The 23,057-nt window shown below is 56.7% G+C and carries 24 protein-coding genes and 1 pseudogene; 12 read left to right on the top strand and 13 right to left on the bottom strand.

Features of this window, described 5'->3' with window-relative positions; all coding sequences use genetic code 11:
* Positions 1-10 precede the first annotated feature (10 nt).
* Genes KW848_RS04900 through KW848_RS04880 form a run of 5 tightly spaced genes read right to left on the bottom strand, consistent with a single transcriptional unit; the run spans position 11 to position 4,546 of the window.
* Positions 11-775 (bottom strand): ABC transporter ATP-binding protein, encoded by a 765-nt coding sequence (locus KW848_RS04900; protein ID WP_192410648.1) that lies wholly within the window; start codon positions 773-775, stop codon positions 11-13.
* Between the two features lie 25 nt (positions 776-800).
* On the bottom strand, positions 801-1,586 hold the full coding sequence (locus KW848_RS04895) for an ABC transporter permease (RefSeq protein ID WP_218536098.1): 786 nt from the start codon (positions 1,584-1,586) through the stop codon (positions 801-803).
* Positions 1,583-2,488, bottom strand: coding sequence for an ABC transporter permease (locus KW848_RS04890; RefSeq protein WP_218536096.1), 906 nt, complete (start codon positions 2,486-2,488; stop codon positions 1,583-1,585). The genes KW848_RS04895 and KW848_RS04890 overlap by 4 nt, the downstream gene beginning before the upstream one ends.
* 4 nt (positions 2,489-2,492) lie before the next feature.
* Positions 2,493-3,599: an ABC transporter substrate-binding protein gene (locus tag KW848_RS04885; protein WP_218536093.1), complete on the bottom strand. Its 1,107-nt coding sequence runs from the start codon at positions 3,597-3,599 to the stop codon at positions 2,493-2,495.
* 35 nt (positions 3,600-3,634) lie between these two features.
* A complete protein-coding gene (locus tag KW848_RS04880) occupies positions 3,635-4,546 on the bottom strand; it encodes a TauD/TfdA family dioxygenase (RefSeq protein WP_218536090.1) in 912 nt (303 codons plus the stop codon).
* Between the two features lie 239 nt (positions 4,547-4,785).
* Between KW848_RS04880 and KW848_RS04875 the strand changes: the two genes are divergently transcribed.
* Positions 4,786-5,679 carry a LysR family transcriptional regulator gene (locus KW848_RS04875; protein WP_218536087.1) on the top strand — a complete coding sequence of 298 codons (894 nt, stop codon included), beginning with the start codon at positions 4,786-4,788 and terminating at the stop codon, positions 5,677-5,679.
* Here KW848_RS04875 and KW848_RS04870 read toward each other — a convergent pair.
* The 3 genes from KW848_RS04870 to KW848_RS04860 all read right to left on the bottom strand — a co-directional run bounded on the left by KW848_RS04870 (position 5,667) and on the right by KW848_RS04860 (position 9,073).
* Positions 5,667-6,842, bottom strand: coding sequence for a carboxymuconolactone decarboxylase family protein (locus tag KW848_RS04870; protein WP_192410642.1), 1,176 nt, complete (start codon positions 6,840-6,842; stop codon positions 5,667-5,669). The two genes, KW848_RS04875 and KW848_RS04870, sit on opposite strands and share 13 nt — an antisense overlap.
* A 19-nt stretch (positions 6,843-6,861) precedes the next feature.
* Positions 6,862-7,917, bottom strand: coding sequence for an alpha/beta hydrolase (locus KW848_RS04865; RefSeq protein ID WP_218536085.1), 1,056 nt, complete (start codon positions 7,915-7,917; stop codon positions 6,862-6,864).
* 61 nt (positions 7,918-7,978) lie between these two features.
* Positions 7,979-9,073 (bottom strand): alpha/beta fold hydrolase, encoded by a 1,095-nt coding sequence (locus KW848_RS04860; protein ID WP_192410640.1) that lies wholly within the window; start codon positions 9,071-9,073, stop codon positions 7,979-7,981.
* 433 nt (positions 9,074-9,506) lie between these two features.
* Between KW848_RS04860 and KW848_RS04855 the strand changes: the two genes are divergently transcribed.
* On the top strand, positions 9,507-10,520 hold the full coding sequence (locus KW848_RS04855; RefSeq protein WP_218536082.1) for an acyltransferase: 1,014 nt from the start codon (positions 9,507-9,509) through the stop codon (positions 10,518-10,520).
* Positions 10,521-10,558: 38 nt separating this feature from the next.
* Here KW848_RS04855 and KW848_RS04850 read toward each other — a convergent pair whose 3' ends face one another.
* Positions 10,559-11,848, bottom strand: coding sequence for an FAD-binding oxidoreductase (locus KW848_RS04850; protein ID WP_218536080.1), 1,290 nt, complete (start codon positions 11,846-11,848; stop codon positions 10,559-10,561).
* 189 nt (positions 11,849-12,037) lie between these two features.
* On the opposite strand from KW848_RS04850, the gene KW848_RS04845 reads away from it, so the two are divergent.
* Both KW848_RS04845 and chrA read left to right on the top strand, forming a co-directional pair.
* Positions 12,038-12,982 carry a chromate resistance protein ChrB domain-containing protein gene (locus tag KW848_RS04845; protein ID WP_218536077.1) on the top strand — a complete coding sequence of 315 codons (945 nt, stop codon included), beginning with the start codon at positions 12,038-12,040 and terminating at the stop codon, positions 12,980-12,982.
* A complete protein-coding gene (gene chrA, locus KW848_RS04840; protein ID WP_218536074.1) occupies positions 12,975-14,333 on the top strand; it encodes a chromate efflux transporter in 1,359 nt (452 codons plus the stop codon). Before KW848_RS04845 ends, chrA begins: the two co-directional genes overlap by 8 nt.
* Positions 14,334-14,750: 417 nt before the next feature.
* Here chrA and KW848_RS04835 read toward each other — a convergent pair whose 3' ends face one another.
* A complete protein-coding gene (locus KW848_RS04835; RefSeq protein ID WP_218536268.1) occupies positions 14,751-15,290 on the bottom strand; it encodes a hypothetical protein in 540 nt (179 codons plus the stop codon).
* Between the two features lie 84 nt (positions 15,291-15,374).
* A pseudogene (locus KW848_RS31710) lies at positions 15,375-15,567 on the bottom strand (transcriptional regulator); the annotation flags it as partial.
* A 5-nt stretch (positions 15,568-15,572) separates the two neighbouring features.
* Between KW848_RS31710 and KW848_RS04830 the strand changes: the two are divergent.
* Complete coding sequence (locus KW848_RS04830; protein WP_223527716.1) at positions 15,573-15,740, top strand: nitrilase-related carbon-nitrogen hydrolase; 168 nt, start codon at positions 15,573-15,575, stop codon at positions 15,738-15,740.
* A 165-nt stretch (positions 15,741-15,905) separates the two neighbouring features.
* On the opposite strand, the gene KW848_RS04825 is transcribed toward KW848_RS04830, so the two are convergent.
* A complete protein-coding gene (locus KW848_RS04825) occupies positions 15,906-16,367 on the bottom strand; it encodes an anti-virulence regulator CigR family protein (RefSeq protein WP_192410636.1) in 462 nt (153 codons plus the stop codon).
* A gap of 614 nt (positions 16,368-16,981) precedes the next feature.
* Here KW848_RS04825 and KW848_RS04820 point away from each other — a divergent pair.
* The 3 genes from KW848_RS04820 (at position 16,982) to KW848_RS04810 (ending at position 19,203) form a co-directional block, all read left to right on the top strand.
* Positions 16,982-17,791 carry a glycosyltransferase gene (locus tag KW848_RS04820; RefSeq protein WP_218536072.1) on the top strand — a complete coding sequence of 270 codons (810 nt, stop codon included), beginning with the start codon at positions 16,982-16,984 and terminating at the stop codon, positions 17,789-17,791.
* Positions 17,792-17,874: 83 nt separating this feature from the next.
* Positions 17,875-18,678: a 2OG-Fe(II) oxygenase gene (locus tag KW848_RS04815; RefSeq protein WP_218536267.1), complete on the top strand. Its 804-nt coding sequence runs from the start codon at positions 17,875-17,877 to the stop codon at positions 18,676-18,678.
* Positions 18,679-18,717: 39 nt separating this feature from the next.
* Entirely contained in the window at positions 18,718-19,203 is a 486-nt protein-coding gene (locus KW848_RS04810; RefSeq protein ID WP_218536070.1) for a GNAT family N-acetyltransferase, read from the top strand.
* A gap of 22 nt (positions 19,204-19,225) precedes the next feature.
* Here the strand turns inward: KW848_RS04810 and KW848_RS04805 are convergent, their stop codons facing one another.
* On the bottom strand, positions 19,226-19,534 hold the full coding sequence (locus tag KW848_RS04805; RefSeq protein WP_192410756.1) for a panthothenate synthetase: 309 nt from the start codon (positions 19,532-19,534) through the stop codon (positions 19,226-19,228).
* A 291-nt stretch (positions 19,535-19,825) separates the two neighbouring features.
* Here KW848_RS04805 and KW848_RS04800 point away from each other — a divergent pair, with 291 nt between their 5' ends.
* Genes KW848_RS04800 through phnE form a run of 4 tightly spaced genes read left to right on the top strand, consistent with a single transcriptional unit; the run spans position 19,826 to position 23,056 of the window.
* Positions 19,826-20,677: a putative selenate ABC transporter substrate-binding protein gene (locus KW848_RS04800; RefSeq protein ID WP_111448854.1), complete on the top strand. Its 852-nt coding sequence runs from the start codon at positions 19,826-19,828 to the stop codon at positions 20,675-20,677.
* Positions 20,674-21,471: a phosphonate ABC transporter ATP-binding protein gene (locus KW848_RS04795; protein ID WP_111448855.1), complete on the top strand. Its 798-nt coding sequence runs from the start codon at positions 20,674-20,676 to the stop codon at positions 21,469-21,471. Before KW848_RS04800 ends, KW848_RS04795 begins: the two co-directional genes overlap by 4 nt.
* On the top strand, positions 21,465-22,292 hold the full coding sequence (locus KW848_RS04790) for an ABC transporter permease (RefSeq protein ID WP_218536066.1): 828 nt from the start codon (positions 21,465-21,467) through the stop codon (positions 22,290-22,292). Before KW848_RS04795 ends, KW848_RS04790 begins: the two co-directional genes overlap by 7 nt.
* Positions 22,289-23,056, top strand: a complete 768-nt coding sequence (gene phnE, locus KW848_RS04785) for a phosphonate ABC transporter, permease protein PhnE (RefSeq protein ID WP_218536064.1) — start codon at positions 22,289-22,291, stop codon at positions 23,054-23,056. Before KW848_RS04790 ends, phnE begins: the two co-directional genes overlap by 4 nt.
* Position 23,057: the final 1 nt, after the last annotated feature.

Below are 23,057 nucleotides of genomic sequence, written 5' to 3'. Positions count from 1 at the left end.
GCGCGGAGTCTCAGTGCAGCTCGGCAAAATCGCTCAGCACATCGTCGCGCAGGGCAATGAAGCGGCTGTCACTGCGGTTGCGTGAACGCGGCAGATCGATGTCGAGGATGCGCCGGATGCGGCCGGGGTTGGGCTGCATTACCACCACGCGGTCACCCAGGAATACCGCCTCATCAACATCGTGGGTGACCAGGATCATGGTGATTTTTTCCTTGAGCCAGATGTTTTGCAGCTCGCCCTGCAGCCGCGCACGGGTCAAGGCATCGAGGGCCCCGAGCGGTTCATCCAGTAGCAGCACACTCGGACGATTGACCAACCCGCGCGCTATGGCCACGCGTTGTGCCATGCCGCCGGATAGCTGATGAGGGTAGGCATCGATAAAGTCTTGCAAGCCGACCAGTTCAATGTGCTCGCGCACGGTGTCGCGTTTCTGCCCCGCGCTCTGGGGTGAGTTCTTGAGGCCGACAGCGACGTTCTGCTCCACATTGAGCCAGGGGAACAAGCGGTGATCCTGAAATACGATGCCACGTTCCAGGCCAGTGCCTTCGATGGGTTTGCCATCCAGCAGGATGCGCCCGTCGTATTCTTCGTCCAGTCCAAGAATCAGTCGCAACAGCGTGGATTTGCCGCAGCCGCTGGCACCGACGATGCTGATGAACTCCCCCGGAGCGATGTCGAGGTGGATGTTGTCGAGTACTTGTAATTGAGTCGAACTGCCCGGTCGGGAAGCGAAACGCTTGCTGATGTTTTCCAGGGTCAGGCTGTTGTTGAGCATGTTGCAATCCTTTTGAAAGTGCCAATCAACGAGGAGCGATGCCGTACAGGCGCTGCATTCGCCGCTCAAGTGTCCGGGCCAATGCGTTGAGGCCCCAGCCCACCAGGCCGATCACCACCATTCCAAATAACACCAGGTCCATCATGAAATGTTCGCTGCCATCAATCAGCGTGTTACCGATCCCCTCCCCCGATACCAGCAGGTATTCGGCACCGATGGTCGCCAGCCAGGAGTAGACCAGCGCCAGGTAAATCCCGGTGAAAATCGACGGCAAGGCGGCGGGAAGCATGACCCCGACGATGGTTTGCCAACGGGTGAAGCGGTATACCCGCGCCACTTCCAACAGGTTGGGTGGGACATTGTGTAAACCGTCGCAGGTATTCACCACCACCGGCACCAGCGCTGCCAGTGACAGGAACACGACCTTGGCCACATCGCCCAGGCCGAACCACACCGAGATCAACGGGATCCAGGCGAACAGAGAGATTTGTTTGAAGGTATTGAAACTCGGACCGACAAGACGCTGGAAATACCGCGACAGGCCCAACAGGCAACCCAATACCAGGCCGAGCGTGGTACCGATAAAAAAGCCACTGAGGTTACGCGCCAGGCTGGCAGAAATGGCCCGCCAGAATTTGCCCGAGGCAATTTGATCCCAGGCCGTGGTGGCGACTTTTTCCGGCGAAACGAGCAAGCCCGATTGGCTCCAGCCCTGGCTCGAAGCCAGCCACCACACGGCAATGGCGGCAATGGGCAAGACCCATCCTCGATATCGACGGCTGCGGCTACCGACCAACATGATCGCACTCATGACAGTCGCCCCCCGGCCGTTGGCCGACCACGACTCAAGCGTTGTTCCAGGTAGTCGAAACCGCGGTCTATCAACAGGCCGAGCGCACCGACCACCACAACGGCCGCCATCACCAGGTCCAGTTGAAACAGCTGGCGCCCATAGACAATCAGGTAACCCAGCCCCTCACTCGATGCCACCAACTCAACCACGACCAGCGATAACCAGGCTTTGGTGAAACCCAGACGCAAACCCGTGAATAGCGTCGGAATAGCCGCCGGCAAGACGATGGCGGTGACGCTTTGCCGACGACTGAAGCCGTAGGCCCGGCCGACCTCCAACAGCCCTTTGGGCGCCTGGTGGAAAGCCTGCAACGTACACAGCGTGATCGGCACCATGGCCGCCTTGGCAATCAGCACATACTTGAGCGTCTCGCCGATGCCGAACAGCAGCAAGGCAAACGGCAACCAGCCCAGTACCGGTATTTGCACCAACGCGTTGAAGGTGGGTAACAGATAATCCTCTACCGTTCTGGACAGTCCCATGGCCAAGCCCAGCGCTATGCCGACGAATGCACCCAACGCAAATCCGACGACCACCCGTTGCAAGCTGGCGGAGGCGTTCAGCCACAGGTCACCGGAGGTGACCAGGTCTGACAAGGTTTGATAAACGTAGGCTGGCGGTGGCAGCACCTGCTCTGAAAGCCAACCGCGTTCCACCCCCAAGTACCATAAGCCGAACAACACCAGCGGCAGCAGCCAGGGCAAGGCTTTATCACCCAGATTGAAGGACCAGGCTGACGTGCGCTGCACCTCTACCTTGCGTGCTGAACGGGCCGGTGACGGTGGCAAGCGTTTGACGTTGTCGCTCGGTAATGCCGGCGTCGCGTACGGCTCTAATCTGACGGTCTGTGCCCTGGCCATTTGCCTAGCTCCCTTGCTTGGTCGCGGCCGCTACTGCATTGCCAGCCGGCTGCTTGCCATCCGGGCCATAGGGCGTCCAGTAGGTTTCAAGCCCCTTGGTTTTCAGGGATTTTTGCAAGTAGCTCGTCTCGAACCAGCCATCGATGCTGACGGGGCGACGGATGAGTTTTTCTTCCTTGGCCTGGTCCGCCACAGCCTGATAGCGACCAAGCAAAAAGTTGTCGACCAGAGGAGAGGCTTTGTCCCTGAGGCTTACGCCGGTGAAGTCGGCGCGGAGTGATTCTGCGGGTTCATTACTCTTGGCCCATTCAGTGAAGACAGCCTCACGATGGCTGTCATCCGAAGTCCATTTCGCCGCATCCACCAGCGTATCGACAACCTTTTGCACGTTGTCCGGATGTTCTTTCTCATAGGCCCCCCGAACCACCAGTGCAGTCTGCCGGGTGTAGCGCACATCCTGAGTCGGATTGTCATAAACGATGTCGATCAGTCCTTGATCGCGAAGCTTGAACAATTCGCGGCCGCCGAAGGCGGCATCGACGCCATTGGATACCAATGCGGCCTGAGTGCTTCCGGTATCGAGGTTGATGACCTTGATATCGCGCTCGGTCAGACCATGCGCCGCCAAAAGATTGATCGTCACCAGATGGCCGTTGGTTCCACGAAAGACCGCCACCTTTTTACCTTTCAGGTCTTCGATGCTTTTGACCTCAGAGCCCTTGGGAACGGCCAGGTAAAGGTTGGCACGTACACCCAGTGCGGCCAGCAGTTTGGTGTCCAGCCCATTGGAACGCCCGACGACTGCGGGCAGATCGCCCTGGTAGGCGAAATCAAGTTGCTGGTTCGACAAGGCTTCGTTTACCGCGGGGCCAGCCCCCTTGAAAAAGAACCATTGCACTTCGGTACCGGTACCTGCGAAGGCCTTTTCCAGCAATTGCTGATTGCGCACGATGCCCAAGGTCGAGCCACTGAACGTGACCGGGTCACCGCCGCCGGCCGTCGCTACACCAATGCGCAATACATCGGCCTGCGCCAAGGGAATTGCAAGAAGCGCAGCCAAAGCTGCAGCGATGCGGCCTTTGTGAAACAGGGGGATGCCTTTGAGTTCCATATAGAAACCTTCCTTGTGTCGATGAGACTCGTTTGTTACGCAGCGAGGTGTTTTTTATCGGCTTCGGTTTTCGGCGAGCGGGTCTCCGGGCTTGGCTTGAGCGCTTGGCTCAAGCGACCGTCAACGCCAACCGGCACATCACCGTCGATGGTGGTTCGGCGCACGATTCGTTGGGCATCGCCATAGTCGTTAATCGCGATGTGCTGCGTGGCGCGGTTGTCCCAGATCACCACGTCGCCCTCCTGCCAGCGCCAGCGCACGGTGTTGTCGACATGGGTAATACGGTCGTGGAACAAGCGAATAAGTTGTTTCGAATCGCTATGGCTGACGCCCTGAATCTGTTTGACAAAGTGTCCCAACAACAAACTTCTTTCGCCCGACTCTGGATGCACTCGCACCAAAGGGTGTTCGGTCTCATAGACTTCGGCGGTGAACTGTTCGCGATAACGTTTGATGCCCGACTCGTCCGTATTACGGGGCGCCGCGTAGTCATATACGTTGGTGTGCAACGCACGCAAACTGTCTGCCAGTTGTTTTAATGGCTCGGGCAAGTCGCTGTAAGCCGCTGCGGTATTGGCCCACACCGTGTCACCGCCATACGGTGGAATAACCACACCGCGCAAAATGGAAATCTTCGGATAATTAGCAACAAAGGTCACATCGGTGTGCCAGGAATTGGCTCGGGTTTCCTTGGCGTCCAGGTGCAGGATGGCGGCACTTTGCTCGGCGGAACGTACGGTTGGATGCGGTACCTGATCACCGAAACGCCGGGTAAAAGCTTCGTGCTCGGCGTCATCCAGATGTTGGTCGCGAAAGAACAGCACTTTATATTTCAGCAGCGCCTGGTTAATAACTTCGAATTGCTCAGCGCTGATGTTTCCACCCAATTTCACCCCTTCCAGTTGCGCACCGATTCGACCAGCAATGGGTTTGATTTGAATTGTCATCGAGCCACTTCCTGTCTCACGAGTTGTTGTGGGACCAATCATAAAGACATAAAAGCAGCTGTGACTAATCACCATTTATTCTAAAGATAGAAGATCGAGCCTATAACTAAGCCACTATAAAAATGAGTTAACAGATATAAGCGACCGGTTATTAGCTCATAACTTTTTATGTTGTGTTGCATCGACCATCTATCGCGCAGATGGCATAATCGCAGACGGTTTATTACAGGGGCGTATAAATGACCGTCGAAAGCTACGACCAACTCGCGATCTTCTCGGCCGTGGCCCAAGAGCGTAGTTTCACCCGCGCGGCGGCCAGGCTCGGCATGTCTCAACCGGCCTTGAGCCGGGCCATGCGCCAGCTGGAGGAGCGATTGGGGGTCAGGTTGCTTGCTCGCACCACTCGAAGTGTCTCCCCCACCGAAGCTGGCGAACATCTGCTGCGGGTTATCGCCCCCCGGTTTGAAGAAATCGACAGTGAACTGGCGTTGCTCAGCGAGTTCCGCGACAAACCGGCCGGCAAATTACGCATCACGGCAGGTGAGCACTCGGCGATCACGTTGTTGCATCCGGTGCTGGCGAAGCTGCTGCCCGATAATCCCGATCTGAATATCGAAATCATCGTCGACTATGGCCTTACCGACATCGTGGCGGAGGGTTTCGACGCCGGCGTACGGCTGGGCCAGCAAGTGGCCAAGGACATGATCGCCATGCGCATCGGCCCTGACATGCGCATGGCGGTGGTGGGCTCCCCGGCTTATTTCTCCCGATATCCAAGGCCGGTCATCCCGAGTGATCTCATGGTGCACAACTGCATCACCCTGCGTATGCCGACTTACGGCGGCCTGTTCCTCTGGGAGTTCGAAAAAGACGGGCAAGAGCTGAAAGTGCGGGTCGAAGGCCAACTGGTATTCAACAACATCGCCATGCGACTGGAGGCGGCCCTTCAGGGACTGGGACTGGCCTATATGCCGGAGGACCTGGTCCTGGAGCATGTAGCGCAAGGTCGGTTGGTTCACGTGCTCAAAGACTGGTGCGAACCCTTCTCTGGCTACCACCTCTATTATCCGAGCCGGCGCCAGAGTTCACCGGCCTTCACCTTGCTGCGCGAAGCCCTGCGCTATTTGGGTTGATCAGCCTGGACGCGATCCAGCGCTTCACCGGCACGCTTGGCCGCAGCGGCATCACCTTGCTCAGCCAGCAGCTGAACCAGCTGACGTAACTGCGCTGCCGTCAGGCCGACCCGCAGGCTGGCAGCCATGTGCGAGCGCAGTTGCGACTCGACACCGGGAGTGACGGCCAAAGCAGCGACGGTGGCCAGCTCACGACTTTGCCAGTCCAGGTTATCGCGCTCGAAGATGTCGCCGAACAGATGCGCCTGCAAGTACTGGTTGATGACCGGAACGAAGTCGAACAACGGGCCCTGGACCGGCGCACCGGCGATTCGCGTCTGATTGGCTTTGCCCGCCGCCAGGAGTTCATCGCCGACAGGAATGACCCGACCGGGCTCACGCCCCGGATCGTCCTGAATGCCACGTTGCTTGCGTGCCTCGACCACGTTCATCAGCTCGCCAAGCGCATTGAGACTGCGTGGAAAACCGCTGTAGGCGTAGAGTTGCACCAGAATTTCCTTCGCCTCGCTGACCGTCAGGCCCGCATCCAGCCCCTGATTCAACGCGGCATTGAGCCCGGACATGTTGCTCGTGGCCATGGCGGCGGCCATCAACGGGATGGCCTGTTGCTTGGCGGACAGCGTCTCGGACACCGGTTGGCTCGCAGGCTCGGCTTTCGGTGCCACCGAACCTTGGGCGTTGTATTGCTCGTCGGTCACTTTCTCCAGCCATTGCACACTCTTGCCATCCACCGACCCCGTCACGGCGAGGTGCGTCATGGCGCTCGCCGGAGCGGCGCCATGCCAGTGCTTGACGCCCGGAGGACAGACGATGACGTCGCCGGGGTGGATTTCCTGCATCGGCTTGCCCCATTCCTGGACCCGCCCCACACCAGAAGTCACTACCAATCGCTGTCCTGCGGGGTGGGTATGCCAGGCCGAGCGAGCGCCCGGTTCGAAACTGACATAAGCGCCGGAAGCATTAATCTCGTCCGTGACGGGAAACAAAGGATCGACGCGGACTCGCCCGGTGAAATAGTCCGCAGGTCCCGCAACCGCAGCCTGAGTGCCCGCCCGGCTGATCTGCTGCTCGGTCCGGCGGGATTCACTGGCATTGTCTGCACCGGCGGCGTCGGCGAAGGGGGCCGCGGCACACACCGCGATGCCTATCAAAGTGTTCTTCATGAGGACGTATCCCTTCAAGTCAGAGCGTTCTGGCGTAAAACGCGGTCAACTGGTCCATGGCGACGTCCACATACGCAGGCACCCAGTAGGTTTCGATATGGGTCGCGCCATCGATGGTGAACAGTGTTTTGTCCTGGGTGCCGGTGGCTTTGGCATAGGCTTGTTGCGACATGTACAGGCTGTCGGCCTTGCTGCCAGCGATCATCAGCAATGGCTGGTCGATCAGCTCGATCTGATCCGTGGCATCGAAGCTCATCAGGTCCATCAAGCTGCTCTGGGTATAACGGAAAGTCGAGTTAGGGTGAGCGTGGGTCTTGCCGTAGTACTCGAAGCCCTGTCGATACAGATCAAACGGCAGCTTGGCGATCTGTTCATCAGTCAGCCTGGCATCACCGACGTAGAGGACTTCTCCCCCCGCCGCTTCCTGGGCCCGGGCCGCCGACGCTTGCTGCAAGCGTTCCTGAATCGTCGACAGCTGCGAATCCTGGTAGCCATTACGGCGAACCAACCCAGAGTTGAACATGCTCAAGGTCGCAATTGACTGGAAGCGCTTGTCGGTTTGCGCCGCCGCCAATGAATAACCGCCACCGCCGCAAATACCGAGCAAGCCCAGGCGCTTGCTGTCGACGCCGGGATAGCGGGCAATGAAATCAGCCATGCCATGGATGTCTTCAATGCGATGCGTCGGTTTGTCCACATTGCGCGGCTCACCCCCACTGGCCCCTTGATACGCCGCATCCGCAGTGATCGTGATGTAGCCCTGATCCGCCAGACGCTGGGCATACAGGCCCGCGACCTGTTCCTTCACCCCACCATTGGGGTGCGCCACGACGACGACCGGGTATTTTTTCGCCGCATCATAGTTCGCCGGGGTGTATACGTTGGCGGCAATGTCCAGACCGTTGAGTTTGTAGGTGACCGGGTGGATGTTGACCTTGCCCGGTTCGTTCTTGGTCAGCGCGCCACCGTAGGTCAACGTGAATGGGTTCTGCTTGTAGTCCGCCGCCTCGGCTTCGACGCCCGACATTCCGATCATGGCAGCCATCAACGTGGCCTTCAGCGTAGTTCGCATCATTAGGCATACTCCTGACATTTCAAGTGTGTGAGAGGGCTGGCCGATATCGCCGCGCTCCTGGTCAATCCAGATTTTTTTCAGCGAGAAACTGCGAAACCAGATCAGCGATCTCGACGTTGTTCATGTCCGAAAAAGGAAAGTGACTATTGCCCTTGATACCGATCTCCGGCAGGTGTACGAGCCTGACGTCACCGCCATGGCGATTCACCGTATCGCGCCACAGGCGCGCCATCTCGAGCCGCGCGCGCCAGCTGTCCTGGGCCGGCAACCGAACCGGTTGGTCGGGGATGTTGTCGCCGTAGAAAATAACGATGGGGATGTTGGTCAGTGCTTTGAACTGTTCCGCCGATACGGCCTGACCCGAGAGCGTGTCGAACGCGCTGGCAATCGGTGCGGGCACCTCACCCTCTGGAAACACGAAGCTGCTGCCCGGCTCGAATGCCACGATGGCTCGCACGTTACGGCTCTTGATCGCCGTCAGCCAACCGGGGCCGCCGCCCTGAGAATGTGTGAACAAGATGGCCGGCCCGGTCTTTTCCAATAGCGCGGAAACGCCATTGGAGACGACCTCAATGTCGTAAGGCCCGGTGTTGGGCGTCATCGACCGAAAGAACTGCTCAAGGGCTGCCGGCCCACGAGGAAACTGGCTGTCCTTGAAACTTTCGGGCCACAGGCCGATGCGGAATTGGTTGAACCACAGCTGCTCGTCCGGCACCGGTTTGATCGTCGTTTCAACCAGGCTGCGTCCCGCATCGCCACGGCGCGGCTGGTCGATCAGGTACGTGGAGAATCCTCGCCGCAGGAAAATGTTCTGGAACCCTTCACGGCCATCGGCCGTTGTCTCCCAGGACTTCGCGGACTGCCCCGCGCCATGCAGCATGAGAATCGGCAGCGGACGAGCGTCGACGGGAACCTGATAGAACGCATACACATGGTCGCCATGATAGGTCTGGCCATCAGGCATCAACGGTTTGTAGGGGTCGAAGGTTCCCGGTTGGGTGATCAATCCACCGCCGGCGATGAGGCTGCCCTGATCCTTGATGATCAGCGGGGCGTGATCGTCAGCGCTGACCAACGCACTGGCACCCAGTGCGAAACAAAGGCTGCCGGCCTTTGCAGCAGCGGGCATGTTTTGGCGGATGAATTTCTGAATCATGGCTTGCTCTCGATTTGATTTCGCCGAGAAGCAAATTACCTTTCAACGATTAATCGATAAACCGCGCTAATCACATAGCACTAATACCAAATTCACATAAGTACGATGCCTGTCCTTGGTAACAGACAACAATCGGTCAAAAACCGCCGATCAGGGTATGTACCAAAAAGACGGCGATTCAATTAGCGCTATCAAGCAACGTCAAACAAGCAACGTCAAAAATCCAGTCAATTAGCGAACTCCTCACGCCTGGAATTTTTTCATGGCACGAAGTGTAAAGTGCAAAAGGTGTCCTAGACTACACACTTAAATGGTCTGATTTCATAAATGCTGCACCGCTGTAACTACTGGGTTTTTATATGAATTCAGACATTTCAGACGCAGTACTGCCTTTATAGAATGCCCCCTATCGACCCAAGAGCGGGATGCCAATATGAATAGTAGTTCCGTAGCGGGCTCTCGATACAGCGTACTTGATGGATGGCGCGGCATAAGCATCTTGCTTGTCCTGGCGTGCCATCTGCTACCACTTAGCCCAAAGGCCTGGCAATTTAATGCCGCCGCAGGCGTTATGGGAATGGCTATATTTTTTACGCTATCAGGTTTCCTGATAACAAATTTTCTGCTCAACAACAGCAGTGTCGTTGATTTTTTAATCCGCAGAATCTTTCGGATTGTGCCGCTCGCCTGGTTGTACATGCTCATTGCGTTACCTGTCATGAACAGCACTTCGGATGTCTACATCGCAAACTTCCTGTTCGTTGCCAACTGGCCGCCCATGTGGCTTGGCAGTGTAAACGGCCACCTATGGAGTTTGTGCCTGGAGGTCCAGTTTTATTTCGCCATCGCTTTGCTGGTCGTTCTGATGAGAAACAAGTGGGTATTGATGATTCCTGCTCTCTGCATCGCCGTCACGATGTACCGGGTCATGAATGAAGTGCATGTCGCAATCAACACTTATTACCGCATTGATGAAATACTTTCCGGATGCATACTGGCACTGATATACAACAACAGACTGGGCAACATCCGTGACAAACTTCCGACACAAACATGGATCACGCAACTATTTTTATTACTCCTGTTTGTCTTGTCCTGTCATCCCGACGCGGGCTTCATGAATTATTTCCGCCCCTATCTTGCCGCAGCAATGGTGGGGAGTACGTTACTCAATAGTCAGACACGCGCTGCCCAGCTTCTGAATAATCGCGCTCTATTTTATATCGCCACTATTTCGTACGCTCTCTATGTAGTTCATCCGTTGCTAATAGATACTTGGCTGGGTAGCGGAGACACCGTCATAAAATATTTGAAGCGCCCTTTATTGTTCGCCACCATTTTTATCACCGCGCATATCTCGACCTTCTATTATGAAAAATGGTGGATTGCTTTTGGTAAGAAACTTTCCAAGAAAGTCGCTAGCCAACCTGTTACATCGGCCGGTTAAATCCACCGTCGATTGCCGGCCTTCACGATAGGCTGCCGTTACTTGTTAAGGCGCAGAGCGTCGAAAGCATCTCGCGCCTGGCAGGCGGTATAGGTCATTTGCGCGGCGACCAGACCGGCCAGACCAAAAGTACGGGTCAACCCGAACTTGGCGAAACCTTCGGGAATCGGAATGGACTTGGCGATTGCGTCAGCCAGAACCTCGCCCGCCACCGTCGTGGGCGCCATGCCATGACCACCAAAACCAACGGCGTGCCAGACGCCAGCATCATCTTGGCCAATCTGGGCCATTTGATGCCGGCCATAACTCATCAACCCACCCCAGGAATACTGGATTTTCACACCTTCCAGCTGGGGATAGACGGTTAAAAGATCTGTTTTGAGCAGACTGGCGATCGCTTCCGGGCTTCGATTGAGCACCGAAATCCGCCCTCCCCACAGTAGCCTGCTGTCGCGAAGCGGTCGGTAGTAATCGAAAGCGAACCGCGTGTCGTAAACGGCTGATTCACAGTCAATAACATCTTTCAAACGGGCCCCGAGCGGTTCGGTTGCAACGACATAGGTGGCAATGGGTAGCACAGCACGTTCAACCGGGCGATAAACGCCGCGCGCGTATCCGCCACAGGAAAAAATGACATGCTCGGCATGCACTTCCCCGCCTTCGGTGTTCACAACATATTTCTTTCCACGCCTCTCGATGTTCAGGGCGGATGATTGCTCATGGATACGCACACCGAATTCAGCCACCGTGCGAGCAATGCCGTACACGTACTTGAGAGGGTGAAAGTGGAAAGCGTTGCGCTCCAACAGGCCGCCGAAATAGCGCTCCGTCTTGAGTAGCTCTTTCAACTGGCCTGGCGGCAGGTATTCCCAGTCAACCCCATAGACATCGCTCATCAATTTTCGCGGTGTTTCAAGTCTTGACGGGTCGTTGAACCAATTAGCCAGAATCACCCCCTGGTCAACCAGGTCACAATCGATACCGTATTGTTTGACACGATTACGGATCAACTCAACGGCATCAAGCGTCAACCGGTAAAGGCGCTGCGCCTCTTCAACGCCAAGGGTGGCGAGAAGGTCAGCGTTTCCCAGGCTGTAGCCTCCGAAGACGAAGCCGCCATTACGCCCCGAAGCACCATGACCGAGGCGATGAGATTCCAGAACAACGACGTCGTTGATACCACGCTCCGCCAACCCGAGTGCGGTCGACAGGCCTGCCAGGCCACCACCGAGGATGCACACTTTAGTATCGACACGACCCGATTGGGCGGGATAGGGGGTGATGTCGGCCGTGGTTTCATAATAGGTTTGCTGGTAATCAGTGCTCATAAATTCATGTGGCCTCGACGGCGTTTTTATTCAATCGCCTGGTTGCAATAGAAAGTCCTGGACGTAGGGCACAAGTCACCGCCCCCTTGCACCGATAGAAACGGAGCGTAGACGCAGAAAGGATGGCTTTCCAACCGCCAAAAACACCGTTAATGTAATAACTACTACAAAATAAATAGCACTCTCTACATGAAAAACTGGCTGACACTGATTCTCGCTTTACCCACCGCGAATGCCACCGAACGCATGCGAGCCTGGCGTGCTCTGAAAGCCTCAGGTGCGGCGGTTTTGCGCGATGGTGCCTATCTGTTGCCTGATACCGGTGTCTGTCGTGAAGCGCTGGCGTCTGTCGAACGCGACATCCTTTCTATCAATGGCACTGTTTACATCCTGCCTGTGGTCGATCCGCAGGGTGAGCGCTTTGTCGAGTTGTTCGACCGTAGCGATGACTACAGCAAGCTACGCGCAGAGATTGAAGCGTGCCGTGGGCAGCTCAATCCTGAAAACGCGTTGGCCATCACCAAACACATTCGCAAGCTGCGCAAAAACTACGATCAACTCTCCAACATCGATTATTTTCCAGGCAAGCCCAAGGAGCAGTTTGATTCAGCGTTGCAGGAGCTTGAGACGGCTGCCAGCAGAGCGTTGTCTGCGGATGAACCCCATAGCCGCGACGAGCCGATAACGGCACTCAACCGTGGCGACTATCAACGTCGTGTCTGGGCAACACGCAAGCGTCCGTGGGTTGACCGTCTGGCTTGTGCCTGGTTGATCAGGCGCTTCATTGATCCTCAAGCCCGGATCCTCTGGCTGAATACTCCACATGACTGTCCGGCAGACGCGCTGGGCTTTGACTTTGATGATGCGACCTTCAGTCATGTCGGCAATCGCGTGACCTTCGAAACCCTGCAAGCCAGTTTTGAGCTTCAAGAACCCGGCCTGAACCGCATCGCGGCCTTGGTGCACTACCTCGATGTCGGCGGCATTCAGCCTTTGGAGGCGGCCGGCATCGAGCGCGTGCTGGCAGGACTACGCGAAACCATTCCCCATGACGACCACTTGCTGGCTGCTGCGAGCGCCATCTTCGACGGCCTGCTCGCCGAGTTTGTGAAAGAGGAACAACCCAATGAGTAAGGTTTTGCCATCAACGGTTGAAGGGGATCTATCGAGGCCGGAGGCCGTCAGCTTGCGTGAAGCACTCTGGTTCTGGTTGAAGCTCGGCTTCATCAGTTTCGGCGGGCCCGCAGGACAGATTTCGATCATGCATCAGGAACTGGTAGAACGTCGGCGCTGGATCTCCGAACGACGCTTTCTCCATGCGCTCAACTATTGCATGTTGCTGCCTGGGCCAGAGGCTCAGCAATTGGCGACTTACATCGGCTGGCTGATGCATCGGACCTGGGGCGCAGTGATCGCCGGCGTGCTGTTTGTGCTGCCCTCACTGTTCATCCTGATCGCTTTATCGTGGATGTACATCGCGTTCGGCGAAGTGCCCGTGGTGGCTGGCCTCTTCTATGGGATCAAGCCCGCCGTGACGGCCATCGTGGTGCAGGCGGCACATAGAATCGGCTCTCGGGCGCTGAAGAATAATTGGCTGTGGGCGATAGCAGCCGCTTCATTTGCCGCGATCTTCGCGTTCAATGTTCCTTTCCCGCTGATCGTATTGGGGGCAGCGTTAATCGGCTATGTCGGAGGGCGTCTGGCACCTGAAAAGTTCAGAACCGGGGGCCATGGCGCTGCCAAAAAGTCCTACGGCCCAGCCTTGATCGATGACGACACTCCATCCCCGGAACATGCCAGGTTCAGCGGGTTCAAGTTGGCATCGCTCGCCCTGATTGGCGCCGTGCTCTGGGCTTTGCCGATGGGTATTTTGATTGTCCTCTTTGGTTGGGAAGGCACCCTGACCCAGATGGGCTGGTTCTTTACCAAGGCCGCGTTGCTGACTTTTGGCGGGGCCTATGCAGTCCTCCCGTATGTCTATCAAGGTGCGGTCGGTCACTATGGCTGGCTTACTCCGACCCAGATGATCGACGGTTTGGCACTGGGGGAAACCACACCAGGCCCGCTGATCATGGTGGTGGCCTTCGTCGGATTTGTTGGAGCGTACGTCTCACAAGTGTTCGGCGCCGATCATGTATTTCTGGCCGGCGCTGTCGCAGCCACCCTGGTGACATGGTTCACTTTCCTGCCCTCGTTCCTGTTCATCCTTGCCGGGGGCCCACTGGTGGAATCGACTCACAACGAACTCAAATTCACGGCACCGCTTACCGCAATCACAGCGGCGGTGGTTGGAGTGATCCTCAATCTGGCATGTTTCTTCGGCTATCACGTGCTGTGGCCGCAAGGCTTCAGCGGCAACCTCGACTGGCCTTCTGCACTGATCGCCATTTTGGCGGCAATTGCCTTGTTCCGCTTCAAACGGGGCGTCATACAGGTGCTGATGGCTTGCGCGCTTGTCGGCCTGGCGGTGCATCTGCTGCGCTAGAGAGGTTGTGATCGGCCGACGCTTGCGGGCGCCGGCGGTGAAATAAACGAAAACGGGCGCCTTGTCGGGCGCCCGTTTTGTTTTGGGGTTCGTGCTGCAAGGCTTGGTCGCTTGCAGCCTGTTCACCCACTGCCGAACGATGCAGGCCATCGCAGCAAGCAGCTAAGCTTTATCAGGAAGCCTTCGCGAAACCCGGAAAAGTCAGGAGGCAAACAATGAGCAAACAACCTCAACCCCGGAGCCGCTCCAACCCCCAACCCAGATCTCGCCCGGTAGTGCCTGCCCTGCCGAGTAAGACAGGCACCCCGTCCGGGGGCTTGCGCGGTAGCTACCCACGAAGAAGTCCAATTGAGCTCAAGCGTGCGGCTGGCTGTGCAGCTGAGTCTGTTGTACTTCCCTATCAGCCGTTATGACTGATCAGTGCGACTTTTTCGATACCGATGTCCCGGCTTTGCTCAACCCTTTCGTGTTGTGATCGCCAGGCGTCGTGGCCGAGATTGCACTGGCTTTGGTCACACCGTGAGTATCTTTGGAATGGGCAATGCCTGAAGTCGCTTGGCCATGACCGCGATCACTATTACGATCATTGCCGTAGTGGTTTCCGCTTACACCATGGTCGCGAACAGCCTTGCCGGCATGATCGCTGCTCAGGCCATCGCCGCGGCCGTTACTGTTAGCACCGCCGGAGTGATCTGAACCGCTGTGACCGCTGCCTATGCCGCCGCCGTGGCCGCCGCCGTTACCACCTCCGTTGCCTCCCCCATTACCACCACCGTTACCGCCACCGCCACCGCCACCGCCACCGCCACCACCACCACCACCACCACCACCACCACCACCACCATCTTTCGCATAGGCGGAGTTCATGATGGACAGGTCAGCAGGGAGTAATGGGGCGGCTGCCAGCATCAGGGCGCAGGTCATTACAGCAATGAGACTCTTATTTTTTAAAAGCATGATGGCTTCCATAGGGTTGATATCGCGATTGTTATGACGCTTTAAGCCCCAGACAGTTCAAGTCCTGCGACCGACGGATGTAACGCGTTCGGGATCGTCGCGGCACAGGTCTGCCACGCCCTGTTCAACCACGAGCCACCCTGCTTGCTCGCCGGGTCGAGCGGAACTTGAAGTGGATGACCACCGGCCGAGAGGGAAATGTCTCGATGCTCACGAATCGGCGCACGTCCCACATGAGCAGGCCTGCGTCGAGTTCGTCATCGCGAAGGCGACTGCCGCGAAGTGTGCGAGGCCGCCAGAGCTCACGCCGTGACGATTGTGTGCGGCATCAATGAATGCGACCGGCAAAAAGGAGGCGGCACGCTCTACAACAGCGTAGTCGTTATCGGGCCGAACGGCGAAATGCTCAACCGCCACCGCAAGCTGATGAAGCCAATCCCAAGCGCATGATGCATGGATGGATTACCCAAGTTGAAGGATGTCCCCAACGAATTAGGCGGATCGGGCATCAGCATGGATGAATAGCGCCGGTTGCCACCTGTTCGGCGGCAACTCGGCAATTTCATGGGCAGCCGTTTCAGAACAGCCTTCAAATGGGCATATGGATCATGCCCATTAATCAAAAGCACCGTTGAGCACTTCATAGATGAGCCCGGTTGCCAGCGCGACCAATATCAAGTCGGTGCCAACTTGCTGCCATTCATACCCATCATAATGAGGCAGCCTGCCGATCAACCGACCGTCCAGTTTTTTGGCAATCCCGGGGGGAAGCGGCTTGCCTCGCGCGAGGTTCTTTTGGATGCCGGGGGGCAATGCAGGGCCGGGGCTCCAGTAGTCCCGATACCCGCCAATAACCCCAAGAACGCTTGCGTGATTGATGCTTGGGCCATTCTCCCAATCGCCGCCCCCGGAGTTTTTACCTTTGCCTCCCTGGTTGCCATGAACCTGGCTGTTTTGCGGATGCCCCTTGCCGTTTCCCTGGCCCTTTCCATTACCAGGATCGGCCAATGCAGTCACTGAACCGGAAACCAGCGCAAGGCATGTAATAGCTGCAATCAACGAGCGAGATTTGAGCATGAGTCGTTCCTTCAATGGCGGGACATCTCTCTGCAATTTAGACGCTATCGACGATGTGGGTTCCATTTCTTCACATCGACACCCAAGCACTACTGCGCGTCACTTCAGCATTATTTGCCTCTATTTCTGACATTGTTTCCCGTGTTCACCGTCGAACACGGGAGGCGTGATGGCAAACAGCTACTCTCTTCACGGATTCTCATGTAGGCCCCGACGTGCCGGAATAACCTGGTTTTTCCGGCTCAATTACATCGAGTAAAAGTGAATGCCTTTGCCCCCTCGTTTTCTTGCCCACTACCGCAAGGCCGACCGAATCATGCTGGGTGCCAGCAATGGCTGTACTTAGCCAGGCTGCGTGTACGGGAGATAGCTGGCGGGGGAACGTGTAACAAATTAAGTCACGAACGTTTACCTACAGCGCAGATCCTTATACGATGAAGTCCGCATATACTGCTCTCCATCAGGCAGAGTAAACCATGGTTGTATTTGACAAATCGGGCTTAACAAATTGTGTTTTTATGGTCAAGCAAATCTTGTGCAGACACCTTAGCGAAAGCTGTAGGCATGTTCAATTATCCCTACAATAAAATGCAATATCATTGGGCGTCTGAACGATGAATAACACTAACTTTCTGGCTGACGACTCTAAAACTTTCAGCATAGTTATTGTCAATTACAAAACACCAGAAATCACCAAGATATGCTTGGACTTATTGCACCAGCATGTGGCCAGCCACAACATCCCAGTATGGGTAGTTGACAACTACTCCGCCGATGAAAGCACTGAGTATTTACGTACGCTTGACTGGATCAATTTAATCGAACGTTCTGTTTCCGAACCAGAACCCGGGCATGTCGCGCATGGCAAAGCACTTGACCTGGTTTTGGAGCGAGTTGAAACTGATTATTTATTTCTAATGCACACCGATACATTTGTTTTCGATAAAAATGTTTTTCCGATGATGCTGAATAAATGCTTAAAAAACCAAAAAGTCGTAGCCGTCGGCTGTGTTGAGCAATTAAACCGCGGCACCACGAGAACGCTTTGGCGCTTTAGCTCACGCCTGTTCAAACACCATTTCAGGCACCTGAAAATCTCCATGGGATTACGTTCCAAAGAACCAAAACCGTACAGAGAAGTCTACTTGAAAAGTTTCTGTACATTGTGGAACTGCAAACTTATCAAACAGCACAACATGCATTTTTCGATGGATGATCGCGTGCCAGGCTACACCCTCCAGGACCGCATGACCGAACTTGGCTATGTCGTTGAAATGTTATCCCCGCGAAAAATCTTCAGTTATCTGGATCACATCCAGGCCGGCACAGTCGCCGCGGCTGGCGGCTATGAAAAAACTCATAGACGAACCAAAATGTACAACGACATCCTTAAGCGCCTGAAAAAAGAAGACAGCAAAAGTTAAGCGATGAAGAGACACAACGAGCAGTGCGCTGGACGCTGTTTGAAGTCACTCAAACGTCTTTATATCAAGTTATTGGAGCGGTAATGGCACCCAACACTCAAGCACTACCCATGACCCTCTCCCCGGAGCTTGATTTCGACCAGAACGCCGCCAGCGCCTTGGGTTCGTCATTGGCCAGTGGCTATGTTCAGGCGACGCCATTTCCGCACATCGTCATCGATAATTTCCTGGATGAAGCGCTGATTGCAAGTATCTGCTCGCACTTCCCAACTGAACCCACCAACAACGAAATGCTGTATGAGCGCGGCTATAAAGGTCAACTAAAACGTCAAATCAGCCCCAACGAATGCACCCCCTATTTGAAGACTATCTTCAATGCCTTCAACTCAGCCCCCATGCTGCAGTTTCTTGAGAAGCTCACAGGTATTGAAGGCTTGATACCCGACCCCTACTTTACTGGTGGCGGCCTGCATGAAACGAAAAGTGGTGGCTTCCTGGGGGTACACTCGGACTTCAGACTCAACAAAAAGCTTAATGTTGAACGCCGACTGAATATCATCATTTATCTAAATGAAGACTGGCGAGAGGAATACGGCGGCAACCTTGAACTTTGGGATGTCGGGATGAAGACCTGCCTTAAAAAAGTCCTGCCCATTTACAATCGCTGTGTCATTTTCAACACAGACAAAGACAGCAATCATGGGCATCCAGAGCCTTTAACAACTCCAGAGCACATCACCCGTAGGTCCATTGCGCTTTACTACTACACCGCAGGAACCATGGTGATCGATCCTGCACAAAGAAATAAAACCCACTACAAACCAAGGCCCAAAGATCGTTTAAGCCTAAAGTACTACCTGGCTAAACTGATCAAGAAAAAAAACTAGACTACGAAAGCAGCCATTGCGCGCCATTCAGGGAAGATCATGGACATTCGATTGACGGAAGCCAAAGACTGGATGTTTTTGAAGCAAGTCCGTCTCGCTGCGCTGTTGGACACGCCGACAGCGTTTGGTGTGAGTTACCAAGAGGCCGCTCAATACAGTGACGAGCAGTGGAATGAACGCGCCTCGTCAGCGGCCGGACCGGAATTCTGGCTGGCCATCAAGGACAGCAAACCGGTGGGAATGATCGGTGCCGGGGTCAGTCAAGCGAATCGCTACAACCTGATCGGAATGTGGGTAGAACCCGCTTCACGGGGTTCTGGCGTGGCAGCTCAGCTTGTAGAGGCGGTAAAATCTCGCGCGATCGGCAAAGGGCATGATCGCGTTTTTCTGGATGTCTCCCCGGACAATGCAAGAGCCTCCCACTTCTACCTAAAGCAGGGTTTCTCTTTCATCGACGAATGGGAACCTTTGGCCAGTCATCCGCATATCAGGGTTCAGACCATGCTGTGGACTGTACGGAACTGATTAATCAGACGTGGCTGACCTCTCAGCACGCCCACGTTTGCCCGAGCGTCTCCAGACCGGACTTTTGCAGATCCTGTGGGCTCATCACAATACGGAACTTGCAGGTGGCGTTGAAGTTGAGAAAAAAGGGCTCTGCCAATGCGGGGATGTCGGAGGGGTCTTGTACGTCGACCACAAAAATCCCACCACGCTTGCCATCTTGCTCGGTAAAGTACGCCGCCTCCGGTTTGATGCTGGCCAGGATGCGTTCAACAACCTCACCCACCTTCCCGGCTTTTACAAGGGTATTGAAGGGTTCATTAGGGCACTCGACCATCAGTAACATCCTCATCATTCAATCCTCTGTTCAACGTGCAACGCTGCAGTGTCATAGAAGAATAGCCAAGCGTGAGCCAGCCCTCGTGCCGGGTTACGAGTGGTCATGAAACATAGCGATTTCGGGCTGCTAAAAGCACTAAACCACGTATCATCCTGGCCGGATCGACTTCAGGCTTGTCGCACTGACAAGTGGGCCAAAGCGGTCAATTACGCTCCATTTCGTCTACCCTCACAACGCGCCATGCAGCAACCAGCTTGCGCTTGGCGGATCGACATTTTTGCCTTAATGCACCGGAGAATTTTCATGCTCAACCGTACCCTGGCATTGGCTGTCGGCGTGACGCTGTCTTTTTGTACCCTGTTGGCGCAGGCCGCCGACACCCTGAAAGTCAGTGCTATTCCCGATGAAGCCCCGACCGAACTGCTGCGCAAGTTCAAGCCGCTGGGCGCCTACCTGGAACAACAATTGGGCATGAAGGTCGAGTTCGTTCCCGTGAGCGACTATCCGGCCGTGGTCGAGGCGCTGGCCACCGACCGAATCGATATGGCTTGGCTGGGCGGCTTCACGTTCGTGCAGGCGCGCCTGAAAACCGGCAATGCCATTCCGCTTGTACAGCGCGAACAGGACGCCCAGTTCACCAGCAAATTCATCACCGCCGACCCGGCCGTCAAGTCCCTCGCCGATCTCAAGGGCAAGACCTTCGCCTTCGGCTCGGTATCCTCCACGTCGGGCAGTCTCATGCCGCGCTATTTCATGCTGAAGGACGGCATCAAGCCGGAAACCTACTTCAGTCGCGTGGGCTACTCCGGCGCGCATGACGCCACTGTCGCCTGGGTCCAGGCCGGCAAGGTCGACGCCGGGGTATTGAACGCCAGCGTGTGGGAAAAACTGGTCGCTGCCGGCAAGGTCGACACCACCAAGGTCAGAGTGTTTGAGACCACCCCGGCCTACTTCGACTACAACTGGACCGTGCGCGGGACCCTCGACCCGGCACTGGCAGCCAAGATCAAGGCAGCCTTCCTGGCGCTCGATCCGGCGAACCCGAAGGACAAGGAGATTCTGGATCTGCAGGCCGCCAGCCGATTCATCGAAACCAAACCCGAGAACTACAAGGGCATCGAGGAAGCCGCACGCGCTGCCGACCTGCTCAAATGACGTTGCATCTGACCCAGGTCAACCTTACCCACGCCAACGGCGTCCAGGCGTTGCGTGGGGTGGACTTGCACATCGGTGCCAGCGAACAGGTCGCCATCATCGGTCCGTCCGGCGCGGGCAAGTCGAGCCTGCTCAACCTGCTGGCCACCGCCCTGCGCCCGGACAACGGTGAGCTGCAGGTGCTCGGCGAGCGCGCCTGGCAGCTGTCTGCCCGTCAGCGTCAGCGTCTTCGCGCGCGCATCGGCCTGATCCATCAAGCGCCCCCGCTGCCACCGCGCCAGCGCGTGGTCACTGCGGTTCTGGCTGGAAAGCTGGGTCAGTGGGGACTGGGCAAAAGCCTGCTGAACTTGCTGCGTCCGGTGGATGTTCCGGGCGCACGTGCGGCGCTGGCCAGGCTGGATCTCAGCGACAAGTTGTTCGCGCATTGTCAGCAACTGTCTGGTGGACAGCTACAGCGTGTGGGCATTGCCCGCGTGTTGTATCAAGCGCCCGAGGTGTTGCTGGCCGATGAGCCGGTCTCGGCCATGGACCCGGTGTTGGCCGAGCACACGCTGTCGGTACTCTGCCGCCATGCCCGGAAGCACAACGTCACCCTGGTCGCCAGCCTGCATGCGGTGGAGCTGGCCCTGGCGCACTTTTCGCGCATCATCGGCTTGCGTGATGGACAGATCCTGTTCGACCTTGCGGCCAGCGAAGTCGACCGCGAGTTGCTCGATAAGCTTTACGCCAACGAGCAGCTGCAATCCCCACCGATTACTCCGGCGCCCTTGAGTGTGCAGATCCCCCGATGCTGACCCGTGATACCCGAGATCCGGCCACCCGGCCCCGCCTGCTGCTCACCTTGCTGGCCCTTGCTTTGCTGTGGCCAGGCATCCACTTCAGCGAGCTGGACCTCAGTGTGCTGGTGGCGAGTGACAGCCAGAGCGAGATGGGCCGGTTTGTCTCAGCCTTCTGGCCACCGGCCCATGGCGAGGAATTCATTGAGCTGTTAGTGCAAGCCACCTTGCAGACCCTGGCCATCGCCACGGCCGGCATGGCCCTGGCGTTGCTGTTGGCCATCCCCGCCAGCCTGCTGGCCAGTCGGGCTCTGTCGTTGTCTGCTGCCTCCCGCGCCGGCCACCCGAGTTATTGGGGCCAACTGCTGCGGTGGCCGGTCCGCGGTTTACTGATCTTCCTGCGCAGCGTGCCGGAAATCGTCTGGGCGCTTTTGTTCGTGCGCGCCGTCGGCCTCGGCCCGACGGCCGGGGTGCTGGCCATTGCCATTACCTACAGCGGCATGTTGGGCAAGGTCTACGCGGAAATTTTCGAGTCGATCGACCAGCGTCCGGCTCACGCATTGCTGCAGGCTGGCAGCGGTCGGCTCGCCGCCTTTTTCTACGGGATCCTGCCCAATGTCGCTGCCGAGCTGCTGTCGTACACGGTGTACCGCTGGGAATGCGCAATCCGCGCCTCGGTGGTGATGGGCTTCGTCGGTGCCGGCGGTCTGGGCCAGCAAATGGATTTGTCGTTGCGCATGTTCGCCGGCGGTGAAGTGGCCAGTTTGTTACTGACATTTCTCGTACTGGTACTGCTCGCCGATCAACTCAGCCGTCTGCTGCGCTGGAGGCTGGCATGAATCGCCTGATCAACCTGGTGCTGCTCCTGTGTATCGGCGCAGCGGTGGTCGCCTCATTCATCTATTTGGGCATCGACCTCGGCGAGCTCGGTGGCAGCAGTAACCTGAAGCAGATGGGCGCTTATGCGCAGCGTTTTCTCAGCCCGGACCTGAGCGCGAGCCATCTGCAAGCCATCGGCCACGGTGCCTTGGAAACCATCGCCATGTCCGCCCTTGGCACCCTGCTTGCGGCGGTATTCGGTCTGCTGTTGGCATTGCCCGCGGCCGGGCGCTTCGGCTGGCCTCTGCAAAGCGCGTCGCGCCTTGTGCTCAACGCCTTGCGTGCGGTTCCGGAACTGGTGTGGGCTGCGCTGATGGTCCTGGCCGCCGGGTTAGGCCCCAATGCCGGCACCCTGGCCCTGGCCTTGCACACCACCGGCGTACTCGGTCGGCTGTTCGCCGAAGCGCTGGAAAACACCCCACCCGAACCGGCCGAAGCCATCCGCCTACAGGGCGGCAATGCCGTATCGGCGTTCTGCTACGGATCACTGCCCAACCTGTTGCCACAACTATTGGCCTACATCCTGTACCGCTGGGAAAACAATATCCGCATGGCCAGTGTGCTCGGCTTCGTCGGCGCCGGTGGTTTGGGGCAAATGCTCTATGTCAGCCTCAGCCTGTTCCAGGAAGCTCAAGCCAGCACGGTCATTCTGGCGATGCTGTTGCTGGTATTAGCCGTCGACACCTTGAGCAGCTGGAGCCGTCAACGCTGGGTCAAGGCCTGAC

The organism is Pseudomonas sp. PDM25 (genome assembly GCF_019219045.1).
Classification (GTDB): Bacteria; Pseudomonadota; Gammaproteobacteria; order Pseudomonadales; family Pseudomonadaceae; genus Aquipseudomonas.
This window is presented reverse-complemented; position numbering and strand designations above follow the sequence as displayed.